This window comes from Enterobacter sp. B79-1 (genome assembly GCF_057444735.1).
This window is the reverse complement of sequence record NZ_JBYAZJ010000006.1, coordinates 51,225-66,014: the sequence shown is the minus strand read 5'-3', so window position 1 is coordinate 66,014 and position 14,790 is coordinate 51,225. Positions and strand designations below refer to the sequence as shown.

General features: G+C 57.4%; 13 protein-coding genes. 7 read left to right on the top strand and 6 right to left on the bottom strand.

Annotation, left to right across the window (positions count from 1 at the left end):
- Nucleotides 1-227 precede the first annotated feature (227 nt).
- The 5 genes from AC2T6E_RS16755 to hemC form a co-directional block, all read right to left on the bottom strand.
- Entirely contained in the window at nucleotides 228-1,439 is a 1,212-nt protein-coding gene (locus AC2T6E_RS16755; protein WP_486692561.1) for an MFS transporter, read from the bottom strand.
- A gap of 171 nt (nucleotides 1,440-1,610) precedes the next feature.
- Entirely contained in the window at nucleotides 1,611-2,810 is a 1,200-nt protein-coding gene (gene hemY, locus AC2T6E_RS16750; RefSeq protein ID WP_029484909.1) for a protoheme IX biogenesis protein HemY, read from the bottom strand.
- A 2-nt stretch (nucleotides 2,811-2,812) separates the two neighbouring features.
- A complete protein-coding gene (gene hemX / locus AC2T6E_RS16745) occupies nucleotides 2,813-4,006 on the bottom strand; it encodes a uroporphyrinogen-III C-methyltransferase (RefSeq protein WP_126815698.1) in 1,194 nt (397 codons plus the stop codon).
- Between the two features lie 20 nt (nucleotides 4,007-4,026).
- Entirely contained in the window at nucleotides 4,027-4,767 is a 741-nt protein-coding gene (gene hemD / locus AC2T6E_RS16740) for a uroporphyrinogen-III synthase (RefSeq protein WP_108417320.1), read from the bottom strand.
- Nucleotides 4,764-5,705 (bottom strand): hydroxymethylbilane synthase, encoded by a 942-nt coding sequence (hemC, locus tag AC2T6E_RS16735; RefSeq protein ID WP_139157908.1) that lies wholly within the window; start codon nucleotides 5,703-5,705, stop codon nucleotides 4,764-4,766. Before hemC ends, hemD begins: the two co-directional genes overlap by 4 nt.
- 350 nt (nucleotides 5,706-6,055) lie before the next feature.
- On the opposite strand from hemC, the gene cyaA reads away from it, so the two are divergent.
- Nucleotides 6,056-8,599 (top strand): class I adenylate cyclase, encoded by a 2,544-nt coding sequence (gene cyaA, locus AC2T6E_RS16730; RefSeq protein ID WP_108417322.1) that lies wholly within the window; start codon nucleotides 6,056-6,058, stop codon nucleotides 8,597-8,599.
- Nucleotides 8,600-8,674: 75 nt separating this feature from the next.
- Here the strand turns inward: cyaA and cyaY are convergent, their stop codons facing one another.
- Nucleotides 8,675-8,995: an iron donor protein CyaY gene (gene cyaY, locus AC2T6E_RS16725; protein ID WP_126815696.1), complete on the bottom strand. Its 321-nt coding sequence runs from the start codon at nucleotides 8,993-8,995 to the stop codon at nucleotides 8,675-8,677.
- Nucleotides 8,996-9,130: 135 nt separating this feature from the next.
- Between cyaY and lptM the strand changes: the two genes are divergently transcribed.
- From lptM to uvrD, 6 genes are all read left to right on the top strand, one after another.
- Nucleotides 9,131-9,334, top strand: a complete 204-nt coding sequence (gene lptM / locus AC2T6E_RS16720; RefSeq protein WP_042716806.1) for an LPS translocon maturation chaperone LptM — start codon at nucleotides 9,131-9,133, stop codon at nucleotides 9,332-9,334.
- Nucleotides 9,335-9,370: 36 nt separating this feature from the next.
- On the top strand, nucleotides 9,371-10,195 hold the full coding sequence (gene dapF / locus AC2T6E_RS16715; protein ID WP_010426314.1) for a diaminopimelate epimerase: 825 nt from the start codon (nucleotides 9,371-9,373) through the stop codon (nucleotides 10,193-10,195).
- On the top strand, nucleotides 10,192-10,899 hold the full coding sequence (locus AC2T6E_RS16710) for a DUF484 domain-containing protein (RefSeq protein ID WP_010426313.1): 708 nt from the start codon (nucleotides 10,192-10,194) through the stop codon (nucleotides 10,897-10,899). The genes dapF and AC2T6E_RS16710 overlap by 4 nt, the downstream gene beginning before the upstream one ends.
- A complete protein-coding gene (gene xerC / locus AC2T6E_RS16705; RefSeq protein WP_010426310.1) occupies nucleotides 10,896-11,795 on the top strand; it encodes a tyrosine recombinase XerC in 900 nt (299 codons plus the stop codon). Before AC2T6E_RS16710 ends, xerC begins: the two co-directional genes overlap by 4 nt.
- A complete protein-coding gene (gene yigB / locus AC2T6E_RS16700) occupies nucleotides 11,795-12,511 on the top strand; it encodes a 5-amino-6-(5-phospho-D-ribitylamino)uracil phosphatase YigB (RefSeq protein ID WP_010426308.1) in 717 nt (238 codons plus the stop codon). Before xerC ends, yigB begins: the two co-directional genes overlap by 1 nt.
- A 107-nt stretch (nucleotides 12,512-12,618) precedes the next feature.
- Nucleotides 12,619-14,781, top strand: a complete 2,163-nt coding sequence (gene uvrD, locus AC2T6E_RS16695) for a DNA helicase II (protein ID WP_120158928.1) — start codon at nucleotides 12,619-12,621, stop codon at nucleotides 14,779-14,781.
- Nucleotides 14,782-14,790: the final 9 nt, after the last annotated feature.

Below are 14,790 nucleotides of genomic sequence, written 5' to 3'. Positions count from 1 at the left end.
AACGTGCAATAATATGCGTGTAGATGCTCATTCCATCTCTTATGTTCGCCTTAGTGCCTCATAAACTCAGGAATGACGCAGAGCCGTTTACGGTGCTTATCGTCCACTGACAGATGTCGCTTCGGCCTCATCAAACACCATGGACACAACGTTGAGTGAAGCACCAAATATGTTGTCTTACAGACCTGTTTTAACGCCTGCTTTTATAGCAGGCGTTTTTTTATGTCTTAATCACTGAAACGCCTCAGTACCAGCGTAACGAAAAGCAGCGCGGTGCCAGAGACCATATACAGCGCCTCAACTGCCCCGAACGCTGTCGCTACCATCGCTGCGAGGCCAGTAAAGAGAGAAGCGCTAAGCGTTTGCCAGCGCCAGGCTTTACTGCTTGCTGACGAAATCTGGGCCTTCTGAAAGTTACTAAGCACCCCAAACGTACCTGCCGCAAACACAATATTCGACGCCAGATGTGCAATGAAGATCATTCCCAGCGCGGGCACAACCCAGCCGGATAACAGCGGAAGCACCCCATAAGCACCCAGAAAGAGAGCAAGGTAGCCCATCAGCAGGAGAGGTTGGGTCGCGACGCGCGTCAGACTGTCTCTCTTGAGCAACATTGGACCGCAAAGCTGCCCCATGCTCCTGGCGAAAAGCAGGGGCAGCGCGAGACCTGCCGCATTCTCAGGCTGTATCTCCTGCGCCAGGGCGGGCAGTAACGCCATAGCTGGTGAGCCTACGGCAGCCAGTGCTGGCAGCAGGAGCAAACAGCGTTTTTGCCGCTGGGTTAGCCTCTGCCAACGTAGCGCGACGAGTGCGTGAGCGTCGGTGGGAGAGGGTTTTATCCGTGCCGCAAACACTCGCCTCGCCAGCAGAAGCATCAAGAGCGATCCCAGAAAACTGGCGGCATCGATTGCCAGCAAATCGACGACCGGCATTTTCTGAAAAAGCACGACGCCAAGTCCGCTTCCCAAAAGGACTTGAGAAGCAAATATGAGATTCTCCAGAACGGTTGCGGCAGGCAGCTCGGCATCACTGAGGCCGCGTTTGAACAGCAGCGTTAGCGCAGGCCAGCCGATCCCACTCAATAATGCTTCAGCGGATTGCATGGCAAGCAGGGCGGGTATGCTGTGATAATGCACGCCGAGAAAGGGAAAGAGCAGGGCGAGCAATCCCAGTACCTCAGTCAGAATCAGTAAAGACAACGGGGAAAATCGAGAGCACAATTTTTCGCCGATCATACTGCCGAGGAGTCCCGGCACCGTGGCAAAAAGAAAAGCGAGCGTCAGCAGCACCGGTGGTGCTGCCCACTGCAGCAGTAAGCCGAAAACAACAACCTGGGTCAAACCATTCCCCAGTGAAGAGAAGATAAACGCGCAGGCAAGCAGGCGCAGCCAGCGGTGGCAGCGCAGCGCTTCAATAAGCGCATACAAAAGCGAATTCATGACGATTTCCTTTCAAAAACGTTTTACTCCACGCTGCAAAATGCGCGTGTGCGAAAAAGGGGTTAATGAAAAGCGATCGTTACATTGGCGGGTTCGTTTCCTGCGGAAGATGCAATGAATGTAGCAGGAGAGTGAAGATAAAAAAAGGAGGCCTCAAGGCCTCCATTTCAATTACGGCTGGTTACCGTTATTTTGCAACGTCAACAGCAACCCGTCACGCCGCATGGCGGCGGCCTCTTCCGGCTTATGCTGCTTATCCAGTGAATCGGCAAGCCAGGCGTAGTCAAACGCGTCCGGACGCTGTTTTAGCGCCGCGCGGAAGGCGAGGCTCGCCTCCTGCCACTCGCCGTGCTTCATCAGCGACTGGCCCAGCGTGCTCCACAGCAGCGGGCGGTCGCCCACGGTTTTGATCTGCTGGCGCAGCACTTTTTCGATCTGCTCAGGATTATTGGTTTTCAGGCGCGGGATCACCATCACCAGGCGGTCGTCGTACTGGCGCTTCAGACCGTCGAGGAGGATCTCCTGCGCAGTGTCATGATCGTCACATTCAATCAGATGTTCCGCCATCGCTACCTGCAGTGGAACCTGCTGACGCGTTTTACGGCTCTGGTTCTTCCACCAGGTTTTCAGACCGTCGCTGCCCAGGTCGGCGCGCGCCTGATCCATCAGCCCAATCCACGCCATGCGCTGCAGTTCGTCACGATGTTCATCGTCACCGACGTCTGCTTTTGCCATCGAAGGAATGATATCCAGCAGTGAACCCCAGGCACCGGTACGGATGTAGGCCTGTTCAGCAAGGCGCAGCACTTCGGGATGACGTGGGGTGATTTCCAGCAGTCGGTCAACGCCGTGGCGCGCCGCATGGTTTTCGTTCCGCGCCAGCTGCAGGCGAACGCGGGTGATCTCCACCGGAATCGGATCTTTAGGTGAAAGCTCGGACGCGCGCTCAAGATGTTGATTAGCACGGGCTTCATCGCCGCGCTGCTGTGCCGCTTCAGCGGCCAGCAGATAGTTCACCACCGGCTGTTCTGCGTGATCGGCATTTTTCGACATCAGCTTTTCTACCTGCTGATAATCACCTTCGGCCAGTTTCAGCAGCGCTTGCTCTGTTTGCTTACGGGCACGACGGCGCTTACGACCAACGAACCAGCCGCGGGTATGCGCCCCGGTGCGAAAAATACGGCGCAGGATCCATTCCACAGCAAGCAGCACCACCACGCCGAGGACCAGGATAATCACTAAGCCGGTAACGCTGGTTTCAATGTTGTAGTTATCAGTCTGGATCAGCACATAACCTTGATGGCCCGCGAGCATCGGCCCCAGGACGATCCCGGCGATCAGCAGGATAAAGAGTAAGAGGACTTTAAGCATCATTACTCTCCTTGTGGCGCGCTTTCAGGCGCTGGCGCGGCGGCCGGTGCTTCAGCCGTGCCTTCCGCCGGAACGCCGGGCTGGGCCAGCAGGTTACGCACGCGCGTCTGCATCAGCTTCTCCAGAATCGGCTGACTTTCCAGCTTATCCGGCACGTTCATGGTGATGTTTTGCTGGCTCAGCTTATCAATGTCTTCCAGGAAGGCCGTGGTCGTCGCGTCATCAGTGTTGTAATACGCACGCACCCACGTCGAGACGTTATCCAGCGCCTGCTTGTAGGTCTCTTCCTGATGACGCGGTACGGCCTGTGCCGCAACCAGCAGGCGGGAGCGGATGTTTTCGCGCAGATAGATATCCTGGTTCGGTGCTAACAGCGGCACGGCGGTTTCATCGCGGCGGCGGATGGTGATGAAGCTGTCCATAAAGTTCTGCCAGCTTTTTTGCAGGTTTATGCGCCATTCGCTCAGGGAGCTGGAAAGCTCGGTACCGTCGGAATCCATCGGGGAGTCGTCGTCGTTGTTATCCGCCAGCTGCAGGTTATCAATCTGGTTCGAAAGCTGGTTCACCTTGAGGATAATGCCGTCGTAATCCACCTGCGAGACGGCGGAGAGGCTGGCGATATCTTCGGTAATCGCGCGGCGCGCGGCGATCAGGCTTGGGTCGTTCATGTCTGCCAGGCTCGCGTCGGCGCTTTTCAGCAGCGCGGCGGCCGTGGTAACGTCCTGATCGCTCCAGAGCTTACGTCCGGCCAGTTTCACCAGAAAATCGGCCTGTGAGAGCAGCCAGGTTTTGGCATCGGTACCGGAAATCGTGGCGACTTTCTCCTGCACTTCACCCAGCTGTTTGGTCAACTCTTCCCGCTTGCTGTTCGCATCGGCAAGCGCGGCGGCCTGCTGTTTGATCACGCCTTCCAGCTCGGTTTTCTGCGTCTCCTGCGCTTTTTGCAGGGCGGTAATTTGATTGACCAGCGCATCGCTGGTGGCCGTCTGGTTAGAGCCTTGCTGCTTAACAAGACCGTACAGGCCAACGCCTGCCGCCAGGGCAATGGCGATGGCAATTGCGCTCAGCGCGAGGCTGGTTTTGTTGCTGCCGTTTTTCTTCTCAGCGGTTTTCTCTGTCGTCTCTGGCTGTGGGGTTGTGTCCACAGTCTCCCTGGTCTCTTCAACCACGGCGGAGGATTTTTCGTGTTCCGTCATTATGGCTTCCCATTTGAGAGTTATTGTAATGCGCGCAGCAGCGCATCGTTGTCGGCGTTATCAGCGATCCGAATATCTTGCCAGCCCAGTTCCCGGGCGTGGTTCGCCAGACGCTCACTGACGACCAGAAGCCGACAGTGGAGTAACCAGTTCTCACGATACCATTGTGGAATAAGCGACCATAGCTGCTGCAGCATTTCACCGCTGGTTACGACCAGGGTATCGATGCCGCGCATATGCCAGCGCATTGCCTCTTCCGCGCCATCGTAGTGTTTCGCACAACGCTGATAGCATTCGCAGAACGTGACGTTGGCCCCGCGTTCCCGCAGCGTTTCACCCAACAGTTCACGTCCACCGTTACCGCGTAAAATGAGCGCACGTTTTCCGGCAATAGTTTGTAATTCAGGTAATTGTAGCAAGACTTCGCTGATTTCCCGATCTAACGGGTAGCGAACGTCTGTTCCGCTCACGGTATGTAAGGCCAGTGCGGTTGTTCGCCCGATAGCGAAATAGCGGGGAGCGGTTGGCCACTCTCTCCCTGCTTGTTGCAACTGCGCATGGGCAAATTCCACGGCATGTTGCGACAGCGCGAAGATCAGGTCGCCTTCCTGCAGGGCATTCATCTGGTCGACGAGCATGGACAGCTCCCGACCGGGGGAGAATTCAATCAGCGGAAAACTCCAGGCCACCTGCCCCAGTGCGCGCAGACGGCTCACTAATTGCTCTCCTGCGGGAGAAGGGCGGGTGACAAGAATACTCATGCAGGGGGTTCTCCATTATAAACGTCAGCCAGAATTTCGCGGGCACCGTTATCCAGTAACTCTTCGGCCAGCGACACGCCAAGCTGCTCGGCATCTTGCGCCTTACCGCGACGTTCGCCGCGTACCATCTGTGAACCGTCCGGCGCGCCAACCAGCGCACGCAGCCACAGCTCACCGTCGGTTAATTCAGCATAGCTGCCAATTGGCACCTGACAGCCGCCTTCGAGGCGAGTGTTCATGGCGCGCTCGGCTTTTACGCGGATGGCGGTCTCGTCATGGTTCAGCGGTGCAAGCAGCTCGCGCGTGCGCGCATCGTCAAGACGGCACTCAATGCCCACCGCACCCTGGCCCACGGCCGGGAGCGACAGCTCTGGCGGCAATGCGACGCGAATGCGTGATTCCAGTCCCAGACGCTTCAAACCGGCAACGGCGAGGATAATGGCATCGTAGTCGCCGTTATCCAGCTTGCCCAGACGCGTGCCCACGTTTCCGCGCAGCGAGCGAATCACCAGGTCCGGGCGGCGTTCAGCCAGCTGGCACTGACGGCGTAAACTGGACGTGCCAACCACGCTGCCTTCCGGCAACGCGTCAAGAGAATCATACTGGTTGGAGACGAACGCATCGCGCGGATCTTCACGTTCGCAGATGGTCACGAGCCCCAGCCCTTCCGGGAATTCAACGGGCACATCCTTCATGGAGTGCACGGCGATGTCAGCACGGTTCTCAAGCAAGGCCATTTCCAGCTCTTTGACAAACAAGCCTTTTCCGCCAACCTTCGCCAGCGGCGTATCAAGGATCACGTCACCGCGCGTCACCATCGGCACCAGCTCGACGCGCAATCCGGAATGGCAGGCTTCAAGGCGCTGCTTCACATAATGTGCCTGCCAGAGCGCAAGAGGGCTTTGGCGTGTGGCAATTCTCAAAACATTGTCTAACATGCTTGTTACCGTCATTATCAATCGCTAACCATCCTAACATTGTTGACTCTGGGATGGCAGTTTTACGGTTGATGAAGGGTGAGAGGGACAAGGCGGCGTATTCGTCTGCCGTAGCCGTATTCAGGAATTTACACGTACAGAACGGTGCTACACTTGTATGTAGCGCATCTTTCTTTACGGTCAACCGGCAAGGTGTTAAATTGATCACGTTTTAGACCATTTTTTCGTCGGTACCACCATAATGATAAAGGCGAAAGAAGGGTAACGGTTATCTTTTTGAAATACTGCGGGCTCGCTGTTATTCGTGTTTTGAATAGCTTACGACACCCGGAAACATCAGGCGATACGTCTTGTACCTCTATATTGAGACTCTGAAACAGAGACTGGATGCCATAAATCAACTGCGCGTGGATCGCGCGCTTGCTGCCATGGGCCCTGCTTTCCAGCAGGTATACAGTCTGCTGCCGACATTATTGCACTATCACCATCCGCTGATGCCGGGTTACCTCGATGGTAACGTTCCCCAGGGCATTTGCCTTTTCACGCCTGATGAAACCCAACAGCACTATCTGAACGAGCTGGAACTCTACCGCGGCATGCCGCCTCAGGTTTCTCCGAAAGGTGAACTGCCAATCACTGGCGTTTACACAATGGGGAGTACCTCATCGGTAGGGCAAAGCTGTTCTTCTGACCTGGATATCTGGGTCTGCCATCAATCCTGGCTCGATAACGAAGAGCGCCAGCTGCTGCAGCGTAAATGCAGTCTGCTGGAGAGCTGGGCGGCGTCGCTCGGCGTGGAAGTGAGCTTCTTCCTGATTGATGAAAACCGTTTCCGCCATAACGAAAGCGGCAGTCTCGGTGGTGAAGACTGCGGCTCGACTCAGCACATCTTATTGCTGGATGAGTTCTACCGTACTGCCGTTCGCCTCGCCGGGAAGCGTATTCTGTGGAATATGGTGCCGTGCGATGAAGAAGAGCATTACGACGATTACGTCATGTCGCTCTATTCTCAGGGCGTACTGACGCCAAACGAATGGCTGGATCTGGGGGGGCTCAGCTCTCTGTCCGCCGAAGAGTACTTTGGCGCGAGCCTCTGGCAGCTTTATAAGAGCATCGACTCACCGTACAAAGCGGTGCTGAAAACGCTGCTGCTGGAAGCCTATTCCTGGGAATACCCTACGCCGCGCCTGCTGGCGAAAGACATCAAACAGCGTCTGCACGACGGGGAGATTGTCTCCTACGGGCTTGATGCCTACTGCATGATGCTGGAACGCGTTACCGAATACCTGAAAGCCATTGATGACACCACGCGTCTCGATCTGGTGCGTCGATGTTTCTATCTTAAAGTCTGTGAAAAACTGAGCCGCGAACGCGCCTGCGTGGGCTGGCGTCGTGAAGTGGTCAGTCAGTTAGTCAAAGAGTGGGGATGGGACGAAGCGCGTCTGTCCATGCTCGACAACCGCGCCAACTGGAAGATCGATCAGGTGCGTGAAGCGCACAACGAACTGCTCGATGCAATGATGCAAAGCTACCGTAACCTGATCCGCTTTGCGCGCCGTAACAACCTCAGCGTTTCCGCCAGCCCGCAGGACATCGGGGTATTGACCCGCAAGCTGTACGCCGCGTTTGAAGCGCTGCCGGGTAAAGTCACCCTGGTGAACCCGCAGATTTCACCTGACCTGTCAGAGCCGAACCTGACCTTTATCTTTGTGCCACCGGGCCGCGCAAACCGCACCGGGTGGTATCTGTACAACCGTGCGCCAAGCATGGATTCGATCATCAGCCATCAGCCGCTGGAGTATAACCGCTATCTGAACAAGCTGGTGGCCTGGGCCTGGTTCAACGGCCTGCTGACCTCGCGCACGCGCCTGTTTATCAAAGGCAACGAGGTGGTTGATCTCGCTAAGCTGCAGGAGATGGTCGCGGATGTGTCGCACCACTTCCCGCTGCGTCTGCCTGCGCCAACGCCAAAAGCGCTCTACAGCCCGTGCGAGATTCGCCATCTGGCGATTATCGTCAACCTGGAGTACGACCCGACGGCGGCCTTCCGCAATCAGGTGGTCCATTTTGACTTCCGCAAGCTGGACGTCTTCAGCTTTGGCGAGCAGCAAAACTGCCTGGTGGGCAGCGTAGACCTGCTGTACCGCAACTCGTGGAACGAAGTACGTACCCTGCACTTCAACGGCGAGCAGGCGATGATCGAAGCGCTGAAAACCATTCTTGGCAAGATGCACCAGGACGCCGCGCCGCCGGACAGCGTCGAAGTGTTCTGCTACAGCCAGCACCTGCGCGGTTTGATTCGTACCCGCGTGCAGCAGCTGGTCTCTGAGTGCATCGAGCTGCGTCTTTCCAGCACCCGTCACGAAACCGGGCGCTTTAAAGCGCTGCGCGTCTCCGGCCAGACCTGGGGGCTGTTCTTCGAGCGCCTGAACGTGTCAGTACAGAAGCTGGAAAATGCCATCGAGTTCTACGGCGCGATTTCACACAACAAGCTGCATGGCCTGTCGGTGCAGGTGGAAACCAACCACGTTAAGCTGCCGCAGGTGGTGGATGGTTTTGCGAGCGAAGGGATTATTCAGTTCTTCTTCGAAGAGTCAGGTGAGGATGCCGGTTTCAATATCTACATCCTTGATGAGACTAACCGCGCCGAGGTGTATCACCACTGTGAAGGCAGTAAAGAGGAGCTGGTGCGCGACGTCAGCCGCTTCTACTCCTCTTCGCACGATCGTTTTACCTACGGCTCAAGCTTCATTAACTTCAACCTGCCGCAGTTCTATCAGATTGTGAACGTCGATGGTCGTACGCAGGTGATCCCGTTCCGGACCCAGGCCGTAACGCCTGCCGCGCCGGCGAATCAGGATACCGCGCCGCTGTTGCAGCAGTATTTCTCCTGATCCTTTTTGCCGGGTGGCGCTAACGCTTACCCGGCCTACGGTTCAAGTCGCTGTTGCCGCCACCCGGCAACAAAACTACCTGAAACTCACTTTCTCACCCGCCTGCGCGGTCGCCGCCTGTTCCAGCAGATCCCAGAACGGTACGCCGCTACGGTCGCAGACCCACTCATCACCCTTCAGATCGAAGTGATAGCCGCCCTGTTTGGCCGCCAGCCACACCTGGTGAAGCGGTTCCTGACGGTTAATAATAATTTTGCTGCCGTTTTCAAAGCTTAAGGTCAGGATACCGCCGTTGATTTCACAATCGATATCGCTGTCGCCGTCCCAGTCGTCCAGGCGCTCTTCGATGGTCATCCACAGGGTGTCGGCAAGGCGATGGAATTCACTGTCATTCATGGTTTTGTTCCTGTTTTTCGTGATGGCGGCAGTATAACGCTAAATAATTCCCGTTGCAGGAAAGCGGCAAACTCTTGCTTTTGTGTCTTCTCCTGCGATGATAGAAACAGATTTGAACTTACGAGCAACTTGATAATGAAAAACGTCTTCCGAACGCTTGCCGTTCTCATCACGCTGTTTAGCCTGACGGGTTGTGGACTGAAAGGGCCACTGTACTTCCCGCCAGAGGATAAAAACGCACCGCCGCCAACGAAACCTGTGCAAAGCGGCATTGAGTCGACGACGCCAGATACTAACGATCGCGGCGATAACGGTGGCCCGACTCAGGTTAATCTCTGACAGATTACGTTCTGTACCCGCGCAATGGAGCAAATGATGCAGTTCTCTAAAATGCATGGCCTTGGCAACGATTTTATGGTCGTCGACGCGGTAACGCAGAATGTGTTTTTCTCCCCGGAGCTGATTCGCCGCCTGGCGGATCGGCACGTGGGCGTGGGGTTCGATCAGCTGCTGGTGGTCGAGCCGCCTTACGATCCCGATCTCGATTTCCACTACCGCATTTTTAACGCTGACGGCAGCGAAGTTAACCAGTGCGGCAACGGCGCGCGCTGTTTTGCCCGCTTTGTCCGCCTGAAGGGGCTGACCAACAAGCGCGATATTCGCGTCAGTACTGCGAACGGCCGTATGGTGCTCAGCGTGACCGATGACGAGCTGGTACGCGTGAATATGGGCGAGCCAAACTTCGAGCCTTCCGCCGTACCGTTCCGCGCAAACAAAGCGGAAAAGACCTATATTATGCGTGCGGCCGAGCAGACAGTATTGTGCGGCGTCGTCTCGATGGGTAACCCTCACTGTGTGATTCAGGTTGATGATGTGCAAACCGCCGCGGTTGAAACGCTCGGTCCGGTGCTGGAAAGCCACGAACGATTCCCGGAGCGCGCGAACATCGGCTTTATGCAGGTGGTGAAGCGTGAGCACATCCGTCTGCGGGTTTACGAGCGCGGCGCGGGCGAAACCCAGGCCTGCGGAAGCGGTGCCTGTGCTGCAGTTGCTGTGGGCATCTCTCAAGGGTTACTGGCAGAAGAGGTTCGCGTGGAATTACCGGGCGGTCGGCTTGATATCGCCTGGAAAGGACCGGGTCATCCACTGTATATGACGGGCCCGGCGACACATGTTTATGACGGGTTTATCCATCTATGAAACAACCAGGGGAAGAACTGCAGGAAATAATGACGGAACTGGATGACAGCGCTGTTGTTGATTACCTGCTGAACAATCCTGAGTTTTTTATCCGCAATGCACGCGTTGTTGAACAGATGCGCGTACCGCATCCGGTTCGTGAAACCGTGTCGCTGGTCGAATGGCACATGGCGCGCTCGCGCAAGCACATCAATCAGCTTGAAGAGAACATGACGCTGCTGATGGAGCAGGCCAGCAATAACGAGAGCCTGTTTTATCGTCTGCTGCACCTGCAGGCGCGTCTGGCCTCGGCGCACAGCCTTGAAGAGTTCCTCAGCCGCTTCCACCGCTGGGCGCGTGAGCTTGGGCTGGCTGGCGCGACGATTCGCCTGTTCCCGGACCGCTGGCGCATTGGTGCGCCATCCGGGTTTACCCATCTGTCGCTGAGCCGCCAGGCGTTTGAGCCGCTACGCATTCAGCGTCTGGGCCGTGAGCAGCACTATCTCGGGCCGCTGAACGGGCCTGAGCTGCTGGTCGTGTTGCCGGAAGCCAAAGCGATTGGCTCGGTGGCGATGTCGCTGATGGGGCGCGATGGCGATCTGGGCGTGATGTTATTTACCAGCCGTGACGCACATCATTATGAGCAGGGGCAGGGTACGCACCTGCTGCAGGAAATCGCCCTGATGCTGCCTGAGCTGCTGGAGCGCTGGATTGAGCGCGTATGACAGATGCACTCGCCGCTGACGTCACGCGCTTTCTGCGCTATCTGGGCGTGGAACGTCAGCTCAGCCCCATAACGCTGCTTAACTATCAGCGTCAGCTTGATGCCATCATCCAGATTGCCGACGAGATCGGCCTGAAAAGCTGGCAACAATGTGATGCTGCCACGGTGCGCGGGTTCGTTGTGCGTAGCCGTAAAAAAAACCTCAGCCCGGCGAGCCTGGCGCTCAGGCTTTCTGCCCTGCGCAGTTTCTTCGACTGGCTGGTGAGCCAGGGCGGTTTAAAAGCCAACCCGGCGAAAGGTATCGCCACGCCAAAAGCCCCTCGCCATCTGCCGAAAAATATCGACGTCGACGACGTAAATCGCCTGCTGGATATCGACCTTAACGATCCGCTGGCCGTGCGCGACCGCGCGATGCTGGAGGTGATGTACGGTGCGGGCCTGCGTCTCTCTGAGCTGGTGAACCTTGATTTAAAGCATCTCGATCTGGAATCCGGCGAAGTGTGGGTCATGGGCAAGGGCAGCAAAGAACGCCGTCTGCCGATTGGCCGCAACGCGGTTTCCTGGATTGAGCACTGGCTGGATCTGCGCGGGCTGTTTGGCGCAGAGGAGAATGCGCTGTTTTTATCAAAGCTCGGCAAGCGGATCTCGGCGCGTAACGTGCAGAAGCGCTTTGCGGAGTGGGGCATCAAGCAGGGGCTAAACAGCCACGTTCACCCGCACAAGCTGCGCCACTCGTTCGCCACCCACATGCTGGAATCCAGCGGCGATCTGCGCGGCGTGCAGGAACTGCTTGGCCACGCAAATCTGTCGACCACTCAAATCTATACCCACTTAGACTTCCAACACCTTGCCTCGGTGTATGACGCGGCGCATCCACGCGCCAAACGGGGGAAATAATGCGTTTTTACCGCCCACTCGGTCAGATCTCGGCCCTGACGTTTGACCTTGATGACACCCTTTATGACAACCGTGAGGTGATCCTGCGTACCGAGCAGGAGTCGCTGGCGTTTGTGCAGAACTACCATCCCGCGCTGAAAGCGATGCAGAACAAGGATTTTCAGACCCTGCGTCAGTCCCTGCGGGAGACCGAGCCGGACATTTACCACGACGTGACCGAATGGCGTCGTCGTGCGGTTGAGCAGGCGATGCTCAACGTGGGCCTGAGCGTACAGGACGCGGCCATCGGTGCCGAAGCGGCAATGGAAAACTTCGCCAAATGGCGCAGCCGTATCGACGTGCCGCAGGAGACCCACGACACGCTGGCGAAGCTTGCCGAAAAGTGGCCGCTGGTGGCCATCACTAACGGTAACGCACAGCCTGAACTGTTTGGCCTCGGGGATTACTTTGAGTTCGTGCTGCGCGCGGGCCCGCACGGGCGCTCGAAGCCGTTCAGCGATATGTACCATCTGGCAGCGGAAAAAATGAACCTGCCGCTCGGTGAAATTTTGCACGTGGGCGACGATCTGACCACGGATGTCGCGGGTGCCATTCGCTGCGGCATGCAGGCCTGCTGGATCAAGCCAGAAAACGCCGACCTGATGACCACGAAGGATAGCCGTCTTCTGCCGCACGTGGAAATTTCGCGGTTGGCATCCCTCACGACGCTGATATAATCACCAGTAATATTGTATAAATTACCAGGGTTTTGCAGTTGTAGGCCCGGTAAGCGAAGCGCCACCGGGCGTTTTGCTGTGTTCCTGAATACTATGTGACGGTGCCAATGGACGTTTCTTACCTGCTCGACAGCCTTAATGACAAACAGCGTGAAGCCGTAGCGGCCTCGCGCACCAATATGCTGGTGCTGGCTGGAGCGGGCAGTGGTAAGACGCGCGTGCTGGTTCACCGTATTGCCTGGTTGCAGAGCGTGGAGAACTGCTCGCCGTACTCCATCATGGCGGTCACGTTTACCAACAAGGCGGCGGCGGAGATGCGCCACCGTATCGCACAGCTGATGGGCACCAGCCAAGGCGGTATGTGGGTTGGCACCTTCCACGGCCTGGCGCACCGCCTGCTGCGCGCGCACCATATGGACGCCAACCTGCCGCAGGATTTCCAGATCCTCGACAGCGAAGACCAGCTGCGCCTGCTGAAGCGCCTGATCAAGGCGATGAACCTCGACGAGAAGCAGTGGCCGCCGCGTCAGGCGATGTGGTACATCAACGGCCAGAAAGACGAGGGGCTGCGCCCGCACCACATTCAGAGCTTCGGCAACCCGGTCGAGCAGACCTGGCAGAACGTCTACAAGGCCTATCAGGAAGCGTGCGATCGCGCCGGTCTGGTGGATTTCGCCGAGCTGCTGCTGCGCGCCCACGAGCTGTGGCTCAACAAGCCGCACATCCTTCAGCACTACCGTGAACGCTTCACCAATATCCTGGTGGACGAATTCCAGGATACCAACAACATCCAGTACGCATGGATCCGCCTGCTGGCCGGTGATACCGGCAAGGTAATGATCGTAGGCGATGATGACCAGTCGATCTACGGCTGGCGCGGGGCGCAGGTGGAGAACATCCAGCGCTTCCTCAAGGACTTCCCCGGCGCGGAAACCATCCGTCTGGAGCAGAACTACCGCTCGACGAACAACATCCTCAGCGCGGCTAACGCCCTGATCGAAAACAACAACGGGCGTTTGGGTAAAAAGCTGTGGACCGACGGCGTCGACGGCGAACCGATTTCGATTTACTGCGCCTTCAACGAGCTCGACGAAGCCCGCTTCGTGGTGAACCGCATCAAAACCTGGCAGGACAACGGCGGTGCCCTGGAGCAGTGCGCCATTCTCTACCGCAGCAACGCCCAGTCGCGCGTGCTGGAAGAGGCGCTGCTGCAGGTGAGCATGCCGTACCGCATTTACGGCGGGATGCGCTTCTTCGAACGTCAGGAGATCAAGGATGCGCTCTCGTATCTGCGCCTGATCGCCAACCGCAACGACGATGCGGCGTTTGAGCGCGTGGTGAACACGCCGACGCGCGGCATCGGTGACCGCACGCTGGACGTGGTGCGCCAGGCCTCGCGTGACCGCCAGCTTACGCTCTGGCAGGCATGCCGCGAGCTGCTGCAGGAAAAAGCGCTCGCCGGACGTGCCGCCAGCGCATTACAGCGCTTCCTCGAACTGATTGACGCGCTGGCGCAGGAAACGGCCGATATGCCGCTGCACGTGCAGACCGACCGGGTGATTAAAGACTCCGGCCTGCGTACCATGTACGAGCAGGAGAAAGGCGAGAAGGGCCAGACCCGTATTGAGAACTTAGAGGAACTGGTGACGGCAACGCGCCAGTTCAGCTACAACGAAGAAGACGAAGACCTGATGCCGCTGCAGGCGTTTCTGTCCCACGCCGCACTGGAAGCGGGAGAAGGGCAGGCGGACACCTGGCAGGATGCAGTTCAGCTGATGACCCTGCACTCCGCCAAAGGTCTGGAGTTCCCGCAGGTGTTTATCGTTGGGATGGAAGAGGGGATGTTCCCGAGCCAGATGTCGCTGGATGAAGGCGGGCGTCTGGAAGAAGAGCGTCGTCTGGCCTACGTGGGCGTGACCCGTGCGATGCAAAAGCTGACGCTGACCTACGCTGAAACCCGCCGTCTGTACGGCAAAGAGGTTTATCACCGTCCGTCGCGCTTCATCGGCGAGCTGCCGGAAGAGTGCGTGGAAGAGGTGCGTCTGCGGGCAAGCATCAGCCGTCCGGTCAACCATCAGCGTATGGGTTCACCCATCACTGAAACCGATACCGGCTACAAGCTGGGCCAGCGCGTGCGTCATTCGAAATTTGGTGAAGGCACCATCGTGAACCTCGAAGGTAGCGGTGAACACAGCCGCTTACAGGTGGCGTTCCAGGGCCAGGGGATCAAATGGCTGGTGGCTGCTTACGCCAGGCTGGAAACCGTGTAACTTTCAGAA

Bases quoted from the DNA above. Each gene is read 5' to 3' on its own strand.
- hemC (WP_139157908.1), bottom strand. From the start codon at position 5,705: ATGTTAGACAATGTTTTGAGAATTGCCACACGCCAAAGCCCTCTTGCG.
- AC2T6E_RS16755 (WP_486692561.1), bottom strand. From the start codon at position 1,439: ATGAATTCGCTTTTGTATGCGCTTATTGAAGCGCTGCGCTGCCACCGC.
- xerC (WP_010426310.1), top strand. From the start codon at position 10,896: ATGACAGATGCACTCGCCGCTGACGTCACGCGCTTTCTGCGCTATCTG.
- hemD (WP_108417320.1), bottom strand. From the start codon at position 4,767: ATGAGTATTCTTGTCACCCGCCCTTCTCCCGCAGGAGAGCAATTAGTG.
- hemX (WP_126815698.1), bottom strand. From the start codon at position 4,006: ATGACGGAACACGAAAAATCCTCCGCCGTGGTTGAAGAGACCAGGGAG.
- AC2T6E_RS16710 (WP_010426313.1), top strand. From the start codon at position 10,192: ATGAAACAACCAGGGGAAGAACTGCAGGAAATAATGACGGAACTGGAT.
- dapF (WP_010426314.1), top strand. From the start codon at position 9,371: ATGCAGTTCTCTAAAATGCATGGCCTTGGCAACGATTTTATGGTCGTC.
- cyaY (WP_126815696.1), bottom strand. From the start codon at position 8,995: ATGAATGACAGTGAATTCCATCGCCTTGCCGACACCCTGTGGATGACC.
- uvrD (WP_120158928.1), top strand. From the start codon at position 12,619: ATGGACGTTTCTTACCTGCTCGACAGCCTTAATGACAAACAGCGTGAA.
- hemY (WP_029484909.1), bottom strand. From the start codon at position 2,810: ATGCTTAAAGTCCTCTTACTCTTTATCCTGCTGATCGCCGGGATCGTC.
- yigB (WP_010426308.1), top strand. From the start codon at position 11,795: ATGCGTTTTTACCGCCCACTCGGTCAGATCTCGGCCCTGACGTTTGAC.
- lptM (WP_042716806.1), top strand. From the start codon at position 9,131: ATGAAAAACGTCTTCCGAACGCTTGCCGTTCTCATCACGCTGTTTAGC.